Origin of the sequence: Sphingomonas sp. CFBP 13733 (genome assembly GCF_014841795.1) — a bacterium.
GTDB lineage: Bacteria > Pseudomonadota > Alphaproteobacteria > Sphingomonadales > Sphingomonadaceae > Sphingomonas > Sphingomonas aerolata.
The window spans coordinates 712,217-727,564 of sequence record NZ_JACYUP010000002.1 but is presented as its reverse complement, the minus strand read 5'-3'; the positions used below and the strand labels follow the sequence as shown (position 1 = coordinate 727,564).

Genomic DNA, 15,348 nt, shown 5'->3' with positions numbered 1-15,348 from the left:
CCCGCAAGGGGGAGGATCGTAGTTCAGTTCCCCAGCGGCACGATCACCTCGTCCGGGTGCGCAACGTTCAGCTCCTTGCGGACCATCTCGTCGACCATGTCCGGATTGGCATGATCCGGGTTGAGCAGCGCTACCCGGTTCTTGAGCACCTCGCGCTTGCGGTCGAGCACGGCATAGTCGCGCTCCCGCTTCGCCAGTTGCCGCTTGTAGTCGCCGTACGCGAACATCCCGTTCGGCCCGAGCACGGCATAAGCGCCGAAGAACGCCATCAGCGTCAGCCCCAGCGCAGGCCAGGCGGCCTTGCGCATCGTCCGCCGCAATTTGGTGCTCTTCGTCGTGCTCGTCGTGCGCGCCATGGGGTCCTCCGGGTCTTAGCCTATCAGCCGCCGATCAGGATGTCGCGACCCGCATAGCGTGCCGCGTCGCCCAGCTCTTCCTCGATCCGGATCAGCTGGTTGTACTTGGCGAGCCGGTCCGACCGTGCAAGGCTGCCCGTCTTGATCTGCCCGCAATTGGTCGCGACCGCGAGGTCGGCGATCGTCGAATCCTCGGTTTCGCCCGAGCGATGCGACATGACCGCGGTGTACTTGGCGCGCTGTGCCATCGACACGGCTTCCAGCGTCTCGGTCAGCGTGCCGATCTGGTTGACCTTCACCAGCAACGAGTTGGCATAGCCACCCTCGATCCCGCGCTTCAGCCGCTTCGGGTTGGTGACGAACAGATCGTCGCCGACGAGCTGGACCTTGTCGCCGATCAGGTCGGTGAGCGTCTTCCAGCCCTCCCAATCGTCCTCACCCATGCCGTCCTCGATCGAGAAGATCGGATAGCGGCGCGTCAGGTCGGCCAGATACTCGGCCATCTCGGCGCTCTCGAGGATCTTCCCCTCGCCCGAAATGTCGTACTTGCCGTTCTTGTAGAACTCGGTCGCGGCGCAATCGAGCGCGAGCATCACGTCCTCGCCGGGCTTGTAGCCGGCCTTCTCGATGCTCGACATGATGAAGTCGAGCGCCTCGGTCGTGCTGCCGATGTTCGGCGCGAAACCGCCCTCGTCGCCGACGCTGGTCGACAGGCCCTTCGCGCTCAAGCCCTTCTTCAGCGTATGGAAGATCTCCGAGCCGCAACGCACCGCCTCGAGGATGTTCGACGCGCCGACTGGCACGATCATGAATTCCTGGAAATCGATCGGGTTGTCGGCATGCTCGCCGCCGTTGATGATGTTCATCATCGGCACCGGCAACAGATGCGCCTGGACGCCGCCGACATAGCGGTACAGCGGCAGGCCGCGCGCTTCGGCGGCCGCCTTGGCCGCGGCCAGGCTGACGCCCAGGATCGCGTTCGCGCCCAGCCGTGCCTTGTTCTCGGTACCGTCGAGCTCGATCATCGCGCGGTCGAGGTCCGATTGGTCCTCCGCGTCCATGCCCAGCACCGTGTCGGTGATCTCGTCGTTGACCGCGTCGACCGCGCTATCGACGCCCTTGCCGCCCCAGCGCGTGGCGTCGCCGTCGCGCTTCTCGACCGCCTCGTGCGCACCGGTCGAGGCGCCCGACGGCACCGCGGCGCGGCCGAAGCTGCCATCCTCGAGCAGGACGTCGACCTCGATCGTCGGATTGCCCCGGCTATCGAGGATCTGGCGGGCGTGAATGTCGATGATTGCGGTCACGTAACGATGCTCCTACAAATCCCCAAGCTGGTCGATCGCCCGGGACGTTCGCGCTGCCTCTACCGCCTCGCGTCATATCGGGCAATCGGGCCGACTAGGGGAACCGTGCCTGCGCACCGGTGTTGAGGGCGTAGCATTTCGAAAGGGACGACCATGGCCGATACCGACGCACAGCCGATGACCACAGGCGATGTCGCCGCCGCCGGCACTGCCACCATCGCAGAGCCGCTGAAGGGCGGCGTCACGCGTCTCGACGACGCCGCTGACACCACCGGCACCAAGGCGACCGAGGCCAAGCAGGTGATCAAGGACAATGCCAGCAAATATGGCCAGCAGGCCGCCGACAAGGCGCGTCTGTTCGCCGAGGACGGCAAGGCCCGCGCCGGAACCGCGCTCGAGCAGGTCGCACAGTTGCTGACCGACGCCGCGGCGCAGGTCGATGACAAGCTCGGCGCGCAATATGGCGGCTATGCCCGCAGCGCCGCCGACAGCGTCTCGGGCTTCGCCGAGCAGGTCCGCGCCAAGGATATCGAGGCGCTGGTCGACGACGTCACTGCGCTCGTCCGCAAGTCGCCCGCCGTCGCGGTCGGTGCGGCCGCGGCCCTCGGCTTCGTCGTAGCACGACTGGTCCAGTCGGGCATCGATGCAAACCCGAAGGACTGACGTCTTGGCGGATCCCATCCCCTTGGCGCTCGATGGTGACGAAAGCCTGACCGCGGTCGTCGGCCGTCTGGCCGGCGAGACGCGCGCGCTCGCGACCGCGGAAATCGCGGTGTACAAGGCGAAGTTCGGCGAGACGGCGACGGCATACAAATCGGCGGCGATGTTCTTCGCCATTGCCGGGGTGTTGGCGCTGGCCGCGTTGATCGCACTTCTGGTCGGTGCGATCTTGACGCTGGCAACGCTGGTGGGGCCAGGATGGGCGACGGCCATCGTCGTCCTTGTCGTGCTGGCGATCGCCGGCGCGCTCGCGATGGTCGGCAAGTCGAAGCTCAAGCCCGAAAGCGAGCCCGCCACATGACATCCGCCAAAGTCGCCGCCGCAGAGATCGAAGCGGCCCTCGCCCGCCAGCGCGTCATGATGACGATCGGGCAGTTGCAGGACCGCCTCAATCCGCGTCGGCTGGCGCTCAACGCGAGCCGCGACGTTGCCGATGTCGGCACCGCCGCGCTCAATGCCAGTGTCGAGACGGTACGCCGCAACCCCGGTCCCGCCGCGGGCGCTGCAGCTGTGGCGGGACTGTTTCTCGCCCGTCACCGCATCGTCGGACTGTTTCGCCGCGGGCGCTGATCGCGCCCCAACCATATTGTCCCGGCCGCGTCCCGATGGCGCCGCCGGAAATCAGAAGGACCGTCCCATGACCGACGCCCACACCAAGATCGAAAACGCCGAACATCGTCTGCGCGAGGGTCTCGATACCGTCCGTGACACCGCCGCAAAGGTCTATCACGACGCCGGCGATAAGGCCGCCGAGGCGCTCGACGCCTCGAAGGAAACCGCACGTCGCACCGTCAACAGCCTCGAATCCAACCCGCTCGGCATTATCGTCGTCGGTCTGGTCGTCGGTGCGCTCGCGGGTGTGCTGATCCCGCGCTCGGCGCGTGAGAAGTCGTTGCTCGCGCCGCTCGGCAAGCGTCTCGGCGAGACCGCGATCGCCGCCACCGCCGCCGCCAAGGCGGCCGGCCAGTCGGAGCTCGGCGAGCTCGGCCTGACCAAGGACAATGCCCGTGGCCAGGCCAAGGGCCTTGTCGAGGGTATCGTCAAGGCGCTGACCACCGCGGGTACCGCAGGTGCGAAGGCCGTTTCGCAAAAGACCCCCGGCTAAAGGACCGGTCCGCAAAGGGTTCAAAGCGCGGGTCGAACACGCTAGGGCGTCTGCAACCCCCATTCCAAGGACAGCAGCGCATGAGCAAGCTTCATCTCGTATTCGGCGGCCGCGTCAGCGACCCGCGCACCCTGGATTTCAACGACCTCAGCAAGATCGAATTCGTCGGTGTGTTCCCCGACTATGCCAGTGCCGAAAAGGCCTGGCGTGCTGCAGCGCAGCGCACGGTCGACGATGCCGAGATGAAGTTCGTCGTCGTGCATCTCCACCGCATGCTCGAACCGAACCTGACGGCTAACCCGACGGCGTAACACGCCGCACGGCGACGAGGCGGCCCGGACAGCGGTCAGCACCCGGTGCCCGGCCGCCCACCGCCTCTACCCGCTATAGCTGGCAAAATACGGCCAACCACCTCCCGTCATCCCGACGAAAGTCGGGACCCAGAGCCACAAACGCCGTCCGGCGTCACCTGACCGGCTCGTCCCCACCCCCGTCATCCTGACGAAAGTCAGGATCCAGGGTTACGGGGCGTGTCGCTTGTGGCTCTGGATCCTGACTTTCGTCAGGATGACGGAAGCGTTTGAGGCGACTGCAACACGCAAACCGCCAGCACCCGGCCTCTCAAGCCATCCGGTACCGCCACAACAACAACGGCCGCGCGAGCACCAGTCCCGCCAGAAACCCGCCGATATGCGCGCCGACCGCGATCGAGCCATTGGCCCCGACCGACGCGCCGAACCCCGCGACCCCCATCATCAGCTGGATGCCGATCCACGCCGCGGCCAGCCACAGCACGTGTACGACCCCCGCCGGCACCGGCCCGATCGCGCGCGCGCGTCGCTCGCCATAGAGCAGCGCATAGGCGCCCACGACCGCCGAGATCGCGCCGCTGGCGCCGACCATCGGTGCGATCGATCGCGGATCGAGCACCCATTGCCCGGCGGCCGCGAAATACGCGCCGACGATGTAGAGGACGACGATCTGTGCGGTACCGATCGCGCGCTCGACGAACTGTCCGCAATAGACCAGCATGACGAGGTTGAGCGCGAGATGCGCCCAGCCGCCATGCAGCAGCGCCGCGGTCAGCGGCGTCGCCCAGGCGGGGATCGCGAAGTCGTGACCGCCCGCCATGCCCAGCTCGGTCAGCCGGAGCGGGATGAAGCCCGCATTCACCACCCAATAGGGCAGCGCGCCGGTCACCAGCAAAAGCCCCGAGACCACGACCGTCACGATCGTGATGATCGCCGTCGCCCGCGTCTCGAAAAATGTCATGATGCCTAGATGAACTCGATCTTGGAGACGACGTAATAGCGCTCGCCGGCGGGCACCGTGACCTCGACCTCTTCGTCGAGCTTGCGCCCGATCAGCCCGCGGCCCAGCGGCGAGTTGTACGAGATCCGGCCGGTCTTGGCGTTCGCCTCGGTCTGGCCGACGATCTGGTACTTCACCGGCTTGTCGTTCTCGTCGAGCAGCGTGACGGTCGCGCCGAACACGACCTTGTCGCCCGAAAGCTCCTTGGGGTCGATGATCTGCGCGCGGCTCAGCTTGTCCTCGATGTCCGAGATCGAGGCCTCGACCTGGCCCTGACGCTCCTTGGCGGCGTGATATTCGGCGTTCTCCGACAGGTCGCCATGCGCCCGCGCTTCCTCGATCGCATCGACGATCGTCGGGCGTTCGGCCTTGAGGCGCTTCAGATCCGCCGACAGCGTCTCATAGCCCTCTTGCAGCATTGGCATCTTTTCGACGGTCGCCATATCTCGTCCCCAATTCATTACCCAACGCAAGCCGTTACGCGGCCCGCTCACACATCACGCTCTCATGTCGGGATCAGTTGTGCGACTGCGAATAATAGGATTGCAAGGGCCGTACTTCAAGGCTGTGCGTCGAAAGCTTCGCGATCGCCTTGGCCGCCTCGAGCGAGGCGGGGGCGGTCGTGAAGTAGGGAATCCGCTGGCCGAGCGCGGACGCACGGATCGGCTGCGAGTCCTTCAGGCTCTGCCACCCCTCGGTCGTGTTGAAGATCAGCGCGATGTCGCCGTCCTTGATCCGGTCGACGATATGCGGCCGCCCCTGCGCGACCTTGTTGACCGTCTCCACCGGCAGGCCGGCGCGGGCGAGATGCTCCGCGGTGCCCCCGGTCGCGACGATCGAGAAGCCGGTGTCGACCAGCGCCTTCACCGCCTCGACGATCATCGCCTTGTCGCTGTCCTTCACGCTGACGAAGACGCTCCCCTTGGTCGGCAGGATCGTCCCCGCCCCCAGCTGCGCCTTGGCGAAGGCGATCGTGAAATCGGGATCAATTCCCATGACTTCGCCGGTCGACTTCATTTCGGGTGACAGCACGGGATCGACGCCCGGGAACTTGTTGAAGGGGAACACCGCCTCCTTCACCGCATAATAATCGATATGCCGGTCGATCTTGGGCAGGTCCTTCAGCTGCTCGCCCGCCATCACGCGCGCGGCGATCTTGGCGATCGGCGCACCGATCGCCTTGGCGACGAACGGCACGGTCCGCGACGCGCGCGGATTGACCTCGATGAGGTAGACCAGCCCGTCCTTGACCGCGAACTGGATGTTCATCAGCCCGACGACCGACAGCGCATGCGCGAGCGCGACCGTCTGCCGCTCGATCTCGGCGACGATCTCCGCCGACAGCGAATAAGGCGGGATCGAACAGGCGCTGTCGCCCGAATGGACGCCCGCCTCCTCGATATGCTGCAGCACGCCCGCGACGACGACATCGGTCCCGTCGCAGATCGCGTCGACATCGACCTCGATCGCATCGCGCAGATACTGGTCGATGAGCACCGGCGAGTCGCCCGACACCTGCACCGCAGTCGCGATATAGTGTTCGAGCTGCCCCAGCGTGTCGACGATCTCCATCGCCCGCCCGCCGAGCACATAGCTCGGCCGCATCAGCACCGGATAGCCGATCCGCTCGGCCGCCGCGACCGCCTCGTCGCGGCTGCGCGCAAGGCCATTGGCAGGCTGCAGCAGCCCCAGCTTGGTGATCAGCGCCGCGAACCGCTCGCGGTCCTCCGCCAGATCGATCGCGTCGGGCGTCGTCCCCAGGATCGGGATCCCGGCGGCTTCCAGCGCACGCGCGAGGTTCAGCGGGGTCTGCCCGCCAAACTGCACGATCACGCCGACCAGCTCGCCCTTCGACGCCTCGACATGCAGGATCTCGAGCACGTCCTCGGCGGTCAGCGGCTCGAAATACAGCCGGTCGCTGGTGTCGTAATCGGTCGACACGGTCTCCGGGTTGCAGTTGACCATGATCGTCTCATAGCCCGCATCGGCGAGCGCGAAGCATGCATGGCAGCAGCAATAATCGAACTCGATCCCCTGCCCGATCCGGTTCGGCCCGCCGCCGAGAATGACGATCTTTTTCCGGTCGGTCGGCGCCGACTCGTTCTCGGGCTCGCCGAAGCTCGGCGCCTCGTAGGTCGAATACATATACGGCGTCTTGGCGTCGAATTCCGCCGCGCAGGTATCGATCCGCTTGAACACCGGCCGGACGCCGAGCTTCAGGCGATGCTGGCGCACCTCCTCCTCGGTCACGCCGCCGGTCATCGCCTTGACGACCTCATGGATCAGCCCCGACCCGCGCGCGATCCCGCGGTTCATGCCGCGTAGATTGGCGGATTGCAGCGCGAGCCAGGCGAGCCTTTTGTCGCTGAACCCCATGCTCTTCAGACGCCGCATGCCCGCCGCGTCGATCGGCAGCCCGTCCTTCATCACCTCGGTCTCGGCCGCGATGATCTCGGCGATCCGCTCGAGGAACCACGGATCATACTTGGCGATCGCGTGCACCTCGGCGACGGTGAAGCCCTCGCGCAACGCCTGCGCGGCGACCAGCAGCCGGTCGGGGGTCGCGACGGCCAGTGCCGCCTCGATCTCCGCGCGCGGCGCGCCAACCAGATGGTCGACCTGGTTGAAGCCCGACAGCCCGGTCTCGAGCCCGCGCAACGCCTTCTGCATCGATTCATGGATGTTGCGACCGATCGCCATCACCTCGCCGACCGACTTCATCGCGGTGCCGAGCGTGCTCGACGCACCCTTGAACTTCTCGAACGCGAAGCGCGGGATCTTGGTGACGACGTAATCGATCGTCGGCTCGAAGCTCGCGGGCGTCGCGCCGGTGATGTCGTTCTCGATCTCGTCGAGCGTGTACCCGACCGCGAGCTTGGCCGCGACCTTGGCGATCGGGAAGCCCGTCGCCTTCGACGCCAGCGCCGACGAGCGCGACACGCGCGGGTTCATCTCGATGACGACCAGCCGGCCGTCCTTCGGATTGACTGCGAACTGGACGTTCGAACCGCCTGTTTCGACACCGATTTCCCGCAGCACCGCGATCGATGCATTGCGCATGATCTGGTATTCCTTGTCGGTCAGCGTCAGCGCCGGCGCGACCGTGATCGAATCGCCGGTGTGAACGCCCATCGGATCGACATTCTCGATCGAGCAGATGATGATCGCGTTGTCCTTGCGGTCGCGCACCACCTCCATCTCATACTCTTTCCAGCCGAGCAGCGATTCCTCGATCAGCACCTCGGTGGTCGGCGACAGGTCGAGCCCGTTGCGGACGATCGCGATGAACTCCTCGCGGTTATACGCGATGCCGCCGCCCGATCCGCCCATCGTGAAGCTCGGCCGGATGATCGACGGAAGCCCCGTCTTTTCAAGCCCTTCCAGCGCTTCCTCGACAGTATGTGCGATCGCCGAGCGCGCGCTTTCCAACCCGATCCGGTCCATCGCGTCGCGGAACTTCAGCCGGTCCTCCGCCATGTCGATCGCATCGGCATCCGCGCCGATCATCGTCACGCCGAACTTTTCGAGCGTACCGTCATGGAACAGCGCGAGCGCGGTGTTCAGCGCGGTCTGGCCGCCCATCGTCGGCAGGATCGCGTCAGGACGCTCCTTCTCGATGATCTTGGCGACGATCGCGGGCGTGATCGGCTCGACATAGGTCGCGTCGGCCAGCTCGGGATCGGTCATGATCGTGGCGGGGTTCGAATTGACGAGGACGATCCGGTAACCCTCCTCCTTCAACGCCTTGATCGCCTGCGTGCCCGAATAATCGAACTCGCACGCCTGGCCGATGACGATGGGTCCTGCGCCGATGACGAGGATCGAGGTGATGTCGGTGCGTTTTGGCATGTTAGTTATAGCTTTCAAAAGGCGGTATCGCACGGGCGATAATCCGTATCGGTCCGCAGTTTTGAGCGACCGCTTCAACATTCTTTGGATCGAAGCGATGCAGGATCAGCAACGTGTTGGCGTCTTTCCAGACAAGGTGAACTTTCGCCTCACCGTTGCCCCAAAATGCTCGGCAACTTAGCAGGGGCGTATCGCTGACGTTCCACCTGTACTTCACAAATACTAATCGCGCGAACCCGCTTACAGCGCCCCCATCATCGAACTGCACGCGAGCTTCGTGCCACCCATCCGGAGATTTCACACGCTGATAGATCGTTCGTTCCGATCCGAGGATCAGCAAGCCACCCAAGAGAAATACGGGTGCAACCAACGCGATGATCAACGCGAAACCAATGCCACCAGCGATTTTGGCGACAAGGCTCGCTTTCATTTTGTTAACGACCCGACGAACTTCTCAAACAGGTACAGGCTATCTTGCGGCCCCGGGCTCGCTTCCGGATGATACTGCACCGAGAAGGCCGGCTTGTCGGTCAGCTCGAGCCCCGCATTCGACCCGTCGAACAGCGACACATGCGTCTCGCGGACGTTCGCCGGCAGGCTGTCGCGCTCGACCGAGAAGCCGTGGTTCATGCTGGTGATCTCGACCGCGCCATCGGACAGGCGCTTGACCGGATGGTTGGCGCCGCGGTGGCCCTGGAACATCTTGGTCGTGGTCGCGCCGACCGCGAGGCCGAGCAGCTGATGGCCAAGACAGATGCCGAACAGCGGCTTGCCCGTCTCGAGCAGCGCGCGGATCACCGGCACGGCATATTCGGCCGTAGCGGCGGGGTCGCCCGGGCCGTTCGACAGGAAGATGCCGTCGGGGGCTAGCGCCATCACCTCGTCATAGCTCGCGGTGGCAGGCACGACGGATACCTTCGCGCCCGCGGCGACGAGGTTGCGGAAGATGTTGCGCTTCGAGCCGTAATCGATCGCGACGACATGCGGGCGGGCCTTGCTCGCGACGGGGGCATCGCCTTCGCCCGGCGCGAACGATTGGGGCGACGCACCCCCTTCCCCGTTCGTGCTGAGCGCAGTCGAAGCACCGCTCTCCCCATAGCCGAACCCAAGCCGCCACGTGCCGCCGGGCGCCTGATCACCCCAGCCATAATGCATCTCGGTCGACACACCCTTGGCGAGGTCCATGCCCTCGAGCCCCGGCCAGCCCCGCGCCATCGCCAGCAATGCGGCGACGTCGAATTCGCCGCTCGCCGAATGCGCGATCACGCCGTTGGGCGCGCCGCCGACGCGGATCCGCCGCGTCAGCGCGCGCGTGTCGATCCCCGACAGGCCGATCCGCGCATGCCGCTTCATCCAGCCGTCGAGGCCCTCGACGGCGCGGAAGCTGGACGGCTGCGTCACGTCCTCGCGGACGATGATGCCGAGCGCGTGCGGGTCGTCCGCCTCGATATCGTCGGGGTTCGCGCCGACATTGCCGATATGCGGAAAGGTGAAGCAGATCATCTGCCCGGCGAAGGACGGATCGGTCAGCACCTCCTGATAGCCGGTCATCGCGGTGTGGAAGCACACCTCGCCAACCGCCTCGCCCTCGGCGCCGAACCCGCGCCCCCAGATCACGTCGCCATTGGCAAGCACGAGCACGCCGGTCGCACCGGCGGGCTTTGCCGAAGACATGGGTGTAGGCTGGGCGTCGGCCATCAGGCTGGGCACTCTCTTTACGTTGACGATGTCGCTAAGTGGTGTCCGCTAAGGCCGGCGTGCCGCAGCGTCAATCTGTTAAACCTTGGCTCGACGCGCTATCGCGTCCGGCTATCCCGAACCGCCTGAAAGACCCGTATATGATTCGCGACGACATCAAGGCCGCGCAGCTCACCGCGATGAAGGCCGGCGACAAGGAGAGCCGCAACGCCATCTCGTTGATCCAGGCCGCAATCAAGAACCGCGACATCGAGGCGCGGACCGGCAAGGCACCCGAAAGCGACGACGCGCTGGTGATCGAAGTGCTGCAGAAGATGGTCAAGCAGCGCCGCGAGTCGATCGAAATGTTTTCGAACGGCGGCCGCCAGGAACTCGCCGACGCCGAGGCCGCCGAGGTCGCGGTGATCGAACGATTCCTGCCAGCCCAGATGAACGAGGCGGAAACGACGGCCGCGATCCTCAAGATCAAGGACGAACTCGGCGCGACCGGCATGAAGGACATGGGCCGCGTCATGGCCGAACTGAAGGCGCGTCATGCGAGCGAGCTGGACATGAGCAAGGCGAGCGGCCTGGTTAAGGCGGCGCTGTCTTAAGAAGTTTTTGTGCGCGCGGAGGCGCGGAGGCGCGGAGGGGGTTGCGCTCGGGGCTTCTGCTGCGCGTCAGCGCAAATATTGCTCTTATCTGCCGCTGCGCGGCGATAGTGGTGTGCACCCGCTCCCGGCGGACGCACCCCCTCCGCGCCTCCGCGCCTCCGCGCGAACAAACCCTGCTTCTTCTCCTCTTCGGATTGCAGGTATCACTCCAATAGTGATACCGAGCTATACTCGCGCGCATGGCCCTGACCCCGCAATTTCTGGACGAGCTGCGCGGCCGCACGTCGCTGTCGGCGCTGATCGGCAAGGCCACCAAGCTCACCAAGGCCGGGCGCGAGCACAAGGGCTGCTGCCCGTTCCATAACGAGAAGACGCCCAGCTTCTACGTCAACGACGACAAGGGCTTCTACCACTGCTTCGGCTGCTCCGCGCATGGCGACGCGATCAAGTGGATGACCGACCAGCGCGGCCTGCCGTTCATGGACGCGGTCAAGGAGCTCGCCCAGGCCGCCGGGCTCGACATGCCCGCGATGGACCGCCAGTCCGCCGCCAAGGCCGAACGCGCCAAGGGTCTGCACGAGGTCATGTCCGACGCCGCGGACTGGTTCGTCGAGCAATTGAACGGCCTCGCGGGCAACGACGCCCGCGCCCTCCTCGACCGCCGCGGCATCACGCCCGAAACCGCGCGCGCGTTCGGCATGGGGTTCGCCCCCGACAGCCGCGGCAAGCTGAAAGCCGCGCTGAAGACCTACGGCGACCCGATGCTCGTCGAATCGGGCATGCTGATCAACGTCGAGGGCAAGGATCCCTATGACCGGTTCCGCGGCCGGCTGATGATCCCGATCCGCGATCCCCGCGGCCGGACGATCGCGTTCGGCGGGCGCGTGCTCGACGGCGGGGAGCCCAAATATCTCAACTCCCCCGACACCCCGCTCTTCGACAAGGGCCGCACGCTCTACAATCTAGACCGCGCCGCCCCCGCGTCGCGCAAGTCGGGCCGCGTGCTAGTGGTCGAGGGCTATATGGACGTCATCGCACTAGCCCAGGCAGGCTTTGGCGAAGCGGTCGCCCCGCTCGGCACCGCGCTGACCGAGGCACAGCTCGAACGGCTGTGGCGGATGGTCGACGTCCCCCTCCTCTGCTTCGACGGCGACTCTGCCGGCCAGAAGGCAGCCCTGCGCGCCGCCCACCGCGCGCTCCCCCTGCTCGCCCCCGGCCGCAGCCTCGCCTTCGTCACGCTCCCGCAAGGCCAGGACCCCGACGATCTCGTCCGCGCGGGCGGCCCCGGCGCGTTCGAGGCGCTGCTGAAAACCCCCGAACCGCTCGTCGACCGCCTCTGGGCGACCGAAGTCGCCGCCGAGGCCCTCGACACCCCCGAACAGCGCGCCGGCCTCAAGCGCCGTCTCCACGAGCTTGCCGAAGGGATCGCCGATCCGTCGGTGAAGCAGGAATATCAGTCCGAGTTTAAGGACCGCTTCTACAAGCATTTCAAACCCGTCCGCGCGCCCTTCCTCCCCCGCGGCGAACGCCCCAAGGGCGGGTGGAAGCCGCCTTCCGCGCCGGTCACCGAGGACGCAAAGGCCTTCCTCGCCACGGGAATCGACCGCGTGCTGGCAAAAGCCGTGCTCGCCGGGCTGATCCGCCATCCGGTCGAGATCGCCCGCCACATGGAGGTGCTGGGCCCGCTGCAACTCATCGACGGCGCGCTCGGCCGGCTGTTCGAGGCGGTCGTCGATGTTGCACTTGAGGACCAGAAGCTTGATAGCGGCCGCTTGCTCACCATATTGGCGAGGTCCGGTTTCAATTCAGTCGCGAGTGACCTGTTGCGAGCCGATACGATGCCCTACTCGTTCACGCAGACCACGGCCGATCCCGCCCGCGTCCGCGCCGACCTAGACGAGGCGATCGCGATCATGGTCGCGCGTCCCGAGGTCGATGCGGCGCTCAAACAGGCGACCGCGGCGATGCAGACGCACTTCACCGAAGATGCGTTCGAACGACAAGTGGCAATGGTAAGAGAGAAACAGGCGTTGGAAGTCCGACTTGCAAATCTTGTACAGTCGAACGAAGACGCCCGAGCGTTGGGTACCGAGGGCGATTGATGGCTAAGGCGAACATGGCGGAACCCGCCGAGACGAACGACACCGGCGATGCGCCACTGATCGACATGAACGATGCGTCGATCAAGAAGGTCATCGCGCGCGCCAAGAAGCGTGGCTACATCACCTATGATCAGCTCAACGAGGCCTTGCCGCAGGGCGAGATGTCGTCCGACCAGATCGAGGACATCAGCGCCGCGCTGAGCGAGATGGGCATCAACATCGTCGACAACGACGAAGCCGGCGAGGAAGGCGAGGCCGAGCCCGCCAAGGACGACGACGACGAGCCCGAGGCCGCCGACGCCGAAGCCGACACAGGCCCCGCGATCGAGAAGAAGAAGGAGACCGTCGATCGCACCGACGATCCGGTCCGCATGTATCTTCGCGAGATGGGCGCGGTCGAGCTGCTCAGCCGCGAGGGCGAGATCGCGATCGCCAAGCGGATCGAGGCGGGTCGCGACACGATGATCCTGGGTCTGTGCGAATCGCCGATCACCTTCAACGCGATCATCGACTGGTCGACCGCGCTCAACGAGGGCACGATGCAGCTGCGCGAGATCATGGATCTCGACGCGATGCTCTCCAAGGACCCCGCGCCGGAGGCAATGGCCGAGGACGGCGAAGCCGACGACGGCGAGATCAGCGAGAAGAACGCCGGCCCCTCGTTCAAGGAAGAGGCCGAGCCCGAAGAGCCGTCCGCCGACGAGGACGAGGATGGCGAGCGCCGCGCCCCGCGCGCGTCGGACGACGAGGAGGAGGACAACACCCTCAGCCTCGCGCAGATGGAGGAACAGCTCAAGCCGATCGCGCTCGAGCGCTTCGCCAACATCACCGCGCTCTACAAGAAGTTCAGCAAGATCCAGCAGAGCCGCGTCGACGCGATGGGCATCGGCGGCGATTTCTCCGCCGCCGACGAGCGCAAGTATCAGAAGCTGCGCGAGGAACTCACCGCCGAGGTCGAGAGCGTCCAGTTCCACAACGCCAAGATCGAATATCTCGTCGATCAGCTCTATGCCTATAACCGCCGCCTGACCGCGCTGGGCGGCCAGATGCTGCGCCTCGCCGAGCGCCACAAGGTGCCGCGCAAGGACTTCCTCGATCGCTATATCGGTCACGAGATCGACGAGAACTGGCTGGCGACGGTCAACAAGGTCGACAAGAAGTGGACCGCGTTCGTCGCCAACGAGAGCGAGGCGGTCGAACGCATCCGCGCCGAGATCGCCGACATCACGCAGCAGACCGGCATGGCGCTCACCGAGTTCCGCCGGATCGTCAACATGGTCCAGAAGGGCGAGCGCGAGGCGCGTATCGCCAAGAAGGAAATGGTCGAGGCGAACCTGCGTCTGGTGATCTCGATCGCCAAGAAATACACGAACCGCGGGCTTCAGTTCCTGGATCTCATCCAGGAGGGCAATATCGGCCTGATGAAGGCGGTCGACAAGTTCGAGTATCGCCGCGGCTACAAGTTCAGCACCTATGCGACCTGGTGGATCCGCCAGGCGATCACCCGCTCGATCGCCGACCAGGCGCGCACGATCCGCATCCCGGTCCACATGATCGAGACGATCAACAAGCTGGTCCGCACCAGCCGCCAGTTCCTCCACGAGCAGGGCCGCGAGCCCACGCCCGAGGAAATGGCCGAGCGCCTCTCCATGCCGCTCGAGAAGGTCCGCAAGGTGATGAAGATCGCCAAGGAGCCGATCAGCCTCGAAACGCCGATCGGCGACGAGGAGGATTCGCATCTCGGCGACTTCATCGAGGACAAGAACGCGATCATCCCCGTCGATGCCGCGATCCAGGCCAACCTCAAGGAAACCGTCACGCGCGTGCTGGCGAGCCTCACCCCGCGTGAGGAACGCGTGCTGCGCATGCGCTTCGGCATCGGCATGAACACCGATCACACCCTCGAGGAAGTCGGCCAGCAGTTCAGCGTGACCCGCGAGCGCATCCGCCAGATCGAGGCGAAGGCACTGCGCAAGCTGAAGCATCCGTCGCGCAGCCGGAAAATGCGGAGCTTCCTCGACCAGTAAGGGTTGCGGAATTTCTGATCGAACGAACGGGCCGCGGTGGAAACACTGCGGCCCTTTTTGTTATAGGACCGGGGTCAATGCGAGAAAGCATCGGCTCCCATATCCCCCGAACAACGACGAGCCGGCGCTCGCAAGACACCATGCCCTCCCCTGTTCTCCCGCGAAGGCGGGAGCCCAGTCTGGATCCCCGCCTTCGCGGGGAAACAAATCTAATTGCAAGAAAGGGATAGCCGCCGAGAGCATCCGCACTAGCTTGCGTGAGCTTAACGCCACCCTCGGGCTA

Annotated in this window: 15 protein-coding genes; 8 read left to right on the top strand and 7 right to left on the bottom strand. The window is 65.4% G+C overall.

The window, feature by feature from the left end:
• Positions 1 to 23: 23 nt before the first annotated feature.
• Both IFT71_RS07670 and eno read right to left on the bottom strand, forming a co-directional pair.
• A complete protein-coding gene (locus tag IFT71_RS07670; RefSeq protein WP_042466854.1) occupies positions 24 to 356 on the bottom strand; it encodes an FtsB family cell division protein in 333 nt (110 codons plus the stop codon).
• A 23-nt stretch (positions 357 to 379) separates the two neighbouring features.
• Entirely contained in the window at positions 380 to 1,660 is a 1,281-nt protein-coding gene (gene eno, locus IFT71_RS07665) for a phosphopyruvate hydratase (protein WP_031393148.1), read from the bottom strand.
• Between the two features lie 153 nt (positions 1,661 to 1,813).
• Here eno and IFT71_RS07660 point away from each other — a divergent pair, with 153 nt between their 5' ends.
• The 5 genes from IFT71_RS07660 to IFT71_RS07640 all read left to right on the top strand — a co-directional run bounded on the left by IFT71_RS07660 (position 1,814) and on the right by IFT71_RS07640 (position 3,796).
• Complete coding sequence (locus IFT71_RS07660) at positions 1,814 to 2,323, top strand: hypothetical protein (RefSeq protein WP_192139991.1); 510 nt, start codon at positions 1,814 to 1,816, stop codon at positions 2,321 to 2,323.
• A 4-nt stretch (positions 2,324 to 2,327) separates the two neighbouring features.
• Entirely contained in the window at positions 2,328 to 2,681 is a 354-nt protein-coding gene (locus IFT71_RS07655) for a phage holin family protein (RefSeq protein WP_244654797.1), read from the top strand.
• Positions 2,678 to 2,950, top strand: coding sequence for a hypothetical protein (locus IFT71_RS07650; protein WP_052149343.1), 273 nt, complete (start codon positions 2,678 to 2,680; stop codon positions 2,948 to 2,950). The genes IFT71_RS07655 and IFT71_RS07650 overlap by 4 nt, the downstream gene beginning before the upstream one ends.
• A gap of 67 nt (positions 2,951 to 3,017) precedes the next feature.
• Positions 3,018 to 3,485 carry a hypothetical protein gene (locus tag IFT71_RS07645; RefSeq protein WP_192139987.1) on the top strand — a complete coding sequence of 156 codons (468 nt, stop codon included), beginning with the start codon at positions 3,018 to 3,020 and terminating at the stop codon, positions 3,483 to 3,485.
• Between the two features lie 80 nt (positions 3,486 to 3,565).
• Complete coding sequence (locus tag IFT71_RS07640; protein ID WP_192139985.1) at positions 3,566 to 3,796, top strand: DUF4170 domain-containing protein; 231 nt, start codon at positions 3,566 to 3,568, stop codon at positions 3,794 to 3,796.
• Positions 3,797 to 4,106: 310 nt separating this feature from the next.
• Here the strand turns inward: IFT71_RS07640 and IFT71_RS07635 are convergent, their stop codons facing one another.
• The 5 genes from IFT71_RS07635 to carA all read right to left on the bottom strand — a co-directional run bounded on the left by IFT71_RS07635 (position 4,107) and on the right by carA (position 10,343).
• Positions 4,107 to 4,757, bottom strand: a complete 651-nt coding sequence (locus tag IFT71_RS07635) for a rhomboid family intramembrane serine protease (protein ID WP_192139983.1) — start codon at positions 4,755 to 4,757, stop codon at positions 4,107 to 4,109.
• A 5-nt stretch (positions 4,758 to 4,762) separates the two neighbouring features.
• Positions 4,763 to 5,239 (bottom strand): transcription elongation factor GreA, encoded by a 477-nt coding sequence (gene greA, locus IFT71_RS07630; protein WP_031394601.1) that lies wholly within the window; start codon positions 5,237 to 5,239, stop codon positions 4,763 to 4,765.
• Positions 5,240 to 5,312: 73 nt separating this feature from the next.
• Positions 5,313 to 8,645 (bottom strand): carbamoyl-phosphate synthase large subunit, encoded by a 3,333-nt coding sequence (carB, locus tag IFT71_RS07625; protein WP_192139981.1) that lies wholly within the window; start codon positions 8,643 to 8,645, stop codon positions 5,313 to 5,315.
• Position 8,646: 1 nt separating this feature from the next.
• Positions 8,647 to 9,075: a hypothetical protein gene (locus IFT71_RS07620; RefSeq protein WP_192139977.1), complete on the bottom strand. Its 429-nt coding sequence runs from the start codon at positions 9,073 to 9,075 to the stop codon at positions 8,647 to 8,649.
• Positions 9,072 to 10,343: a glutamine-hydrolyzing carbamoyl-phosphate synthase small subunit gene (carA, locus tag IFT71_RS07615; protein WP_192139975.1), complete on the bottom strand. Its 1,272-nt coding sequence runs from the start codon at positions 10,341 to 10,343 to the stop codon at positions 9,072 to 9,074. Before carA ends, IFT71_RS07620 begins: the two co-directional genes overlap by 4 nt.
• A 140-nt stretch (positions 10,344 to 10,483) precedes the next feature.
• Between carA and IFT71_RS07610 the strand changes: the two genes are divergently transcribed.
• From IFT71_RS07610 to rpoD, 3 genes are all read left to right on the top strand, one after another.
• On the top strand, positions 10,484 to 10,936 hold the full coding sequence (locus IFT71_RS07610) for a GatB/YqeY domain-containing protein (RefSeq protein ID WP_031440182.1): 453 nt from the start codon (positions 10,484 to 10,486) through the stop codon (positions 10,934 to 10,936).
• Between the two features lie 239 nt (positions 10,937 to 11,175).
• Positions 11,176 to 13,038, top strand: a complete 1,863-nt coding sequence (dnaG, locus tag IFT71_RS07605; protein WP_192139973.1) for a DNA primase — start codon at positions 11,176 to 11,178, stop codon at positions 13,036 to 13,038.
• On the top strand, positions 13,038 to 15,065 hold the full coding sequence (gene rpoD, locus IFT71_RS07600) for an RNA polymerase sigma factor RpoD (RefSeq protein ID WP_031440180.1): 2,028 nt from the start codon (positions 13,038 to 13,040) through the stop codon (positions 15,063 to 15,065). Before dnaG ends, rpoD begins: the two co-directional genes overlap by 1 nt.
• Positions 15,066 to 15,348 lie beyond the last annotated feature (283 nt).

Excerpts from the sequence above, each read along its gene's own strand:
- IFT71_RS07610 (WP_031440182.1), top strand. The coding sequence starts at position 10,484 with ATGATTCGCGACGACATCAAGGCCGCGCAGCTCACCGCGATGAAGGCC.
- IFT71_RS07640 (WP_192139985.1), top strand. The coding sequence starts at position 3,566 with ATGAGCAAGCTTCATCTCGTATTCGGCGGCCGCGTCAGCGACCCGCGC.
- carA (WP_192139975.1), bottom strand. The coding sequence starts at position 10,343 with ATGGCCGACGCCCAGCCTACACCCATGTCTTCGGCAAAGCCCGCCGGT.
- IFT71_RS07620 (WP_192139977.1), bottom strand. The coding sequence starts at position 9,075 with ATGAAAGCGAGCCTTGTCGCCAAAATCGCTGGTGGCATTGGTTTCGCG.
- rpoD (WP_031440180.1), top strand. The coding sequence starts at position 13,038 with ATGGCTAAGGCGAACATGGCGGAACCCGCCGAGACGAACGACACCGGC.
- greA (WP_031394601.1), bottom strand. The coding sequence starts at position 5,239 with ATGGCGACCGTCGAAAAGATGCCAATGCTGCAAGAGGGCTATGAGACG.
- IFT71_RS07635 (WP_192139983.1), bottom strand. The coding sequence starts at position 4,757 with ATGACATTTTTCGAGACGCGGGCGACGGCGATCATCACGATCGTGACG.
- dnaG (WP_192139973.1), top strand. The coding sequence starts at position 11,176 with ATGGCCCTGACCCCGCAATTTCTGGACGAGCTGCGCGGCCGCACGTCG.
- carB (WP_192139981.1), bottom strand. The coding sequence starts at position 8,645 with ATGCCAAAACGCACCGACATCACCTCGATCCTCGTCATCGGCGCAGGA.
- IFT71_RS07650 (WP_052149343.1), top strand. The coding sequence starts at position 2,678 with ATGACATCCGCCAAAGTCGCCGCCGCAGAGATCGAAGCGGCCCTCGCC.
- IFT71_RS07645 (WP_192139987.1), top strand. The coding sequence starts at position 3,018 with ATGACCGACGCCCACACCAAGATCGAAAACGCCGAACATCGTCTGCGC.
- IFT71_RS07660 (WP_192139991.1), top strand. The coding sequence starts at position 1,814 with ATGGCCGATACCGACGCACAGCCGATGACCACAGGCGATGTCGCCGCC.
- IFT71_RS07670 (WP_042466854.1), bottom strand. The coding sequence starts at position 356 with ATGGCGCGCACGACGAGCACGACGAAGAGCACCAAATTGCGGCGGACG.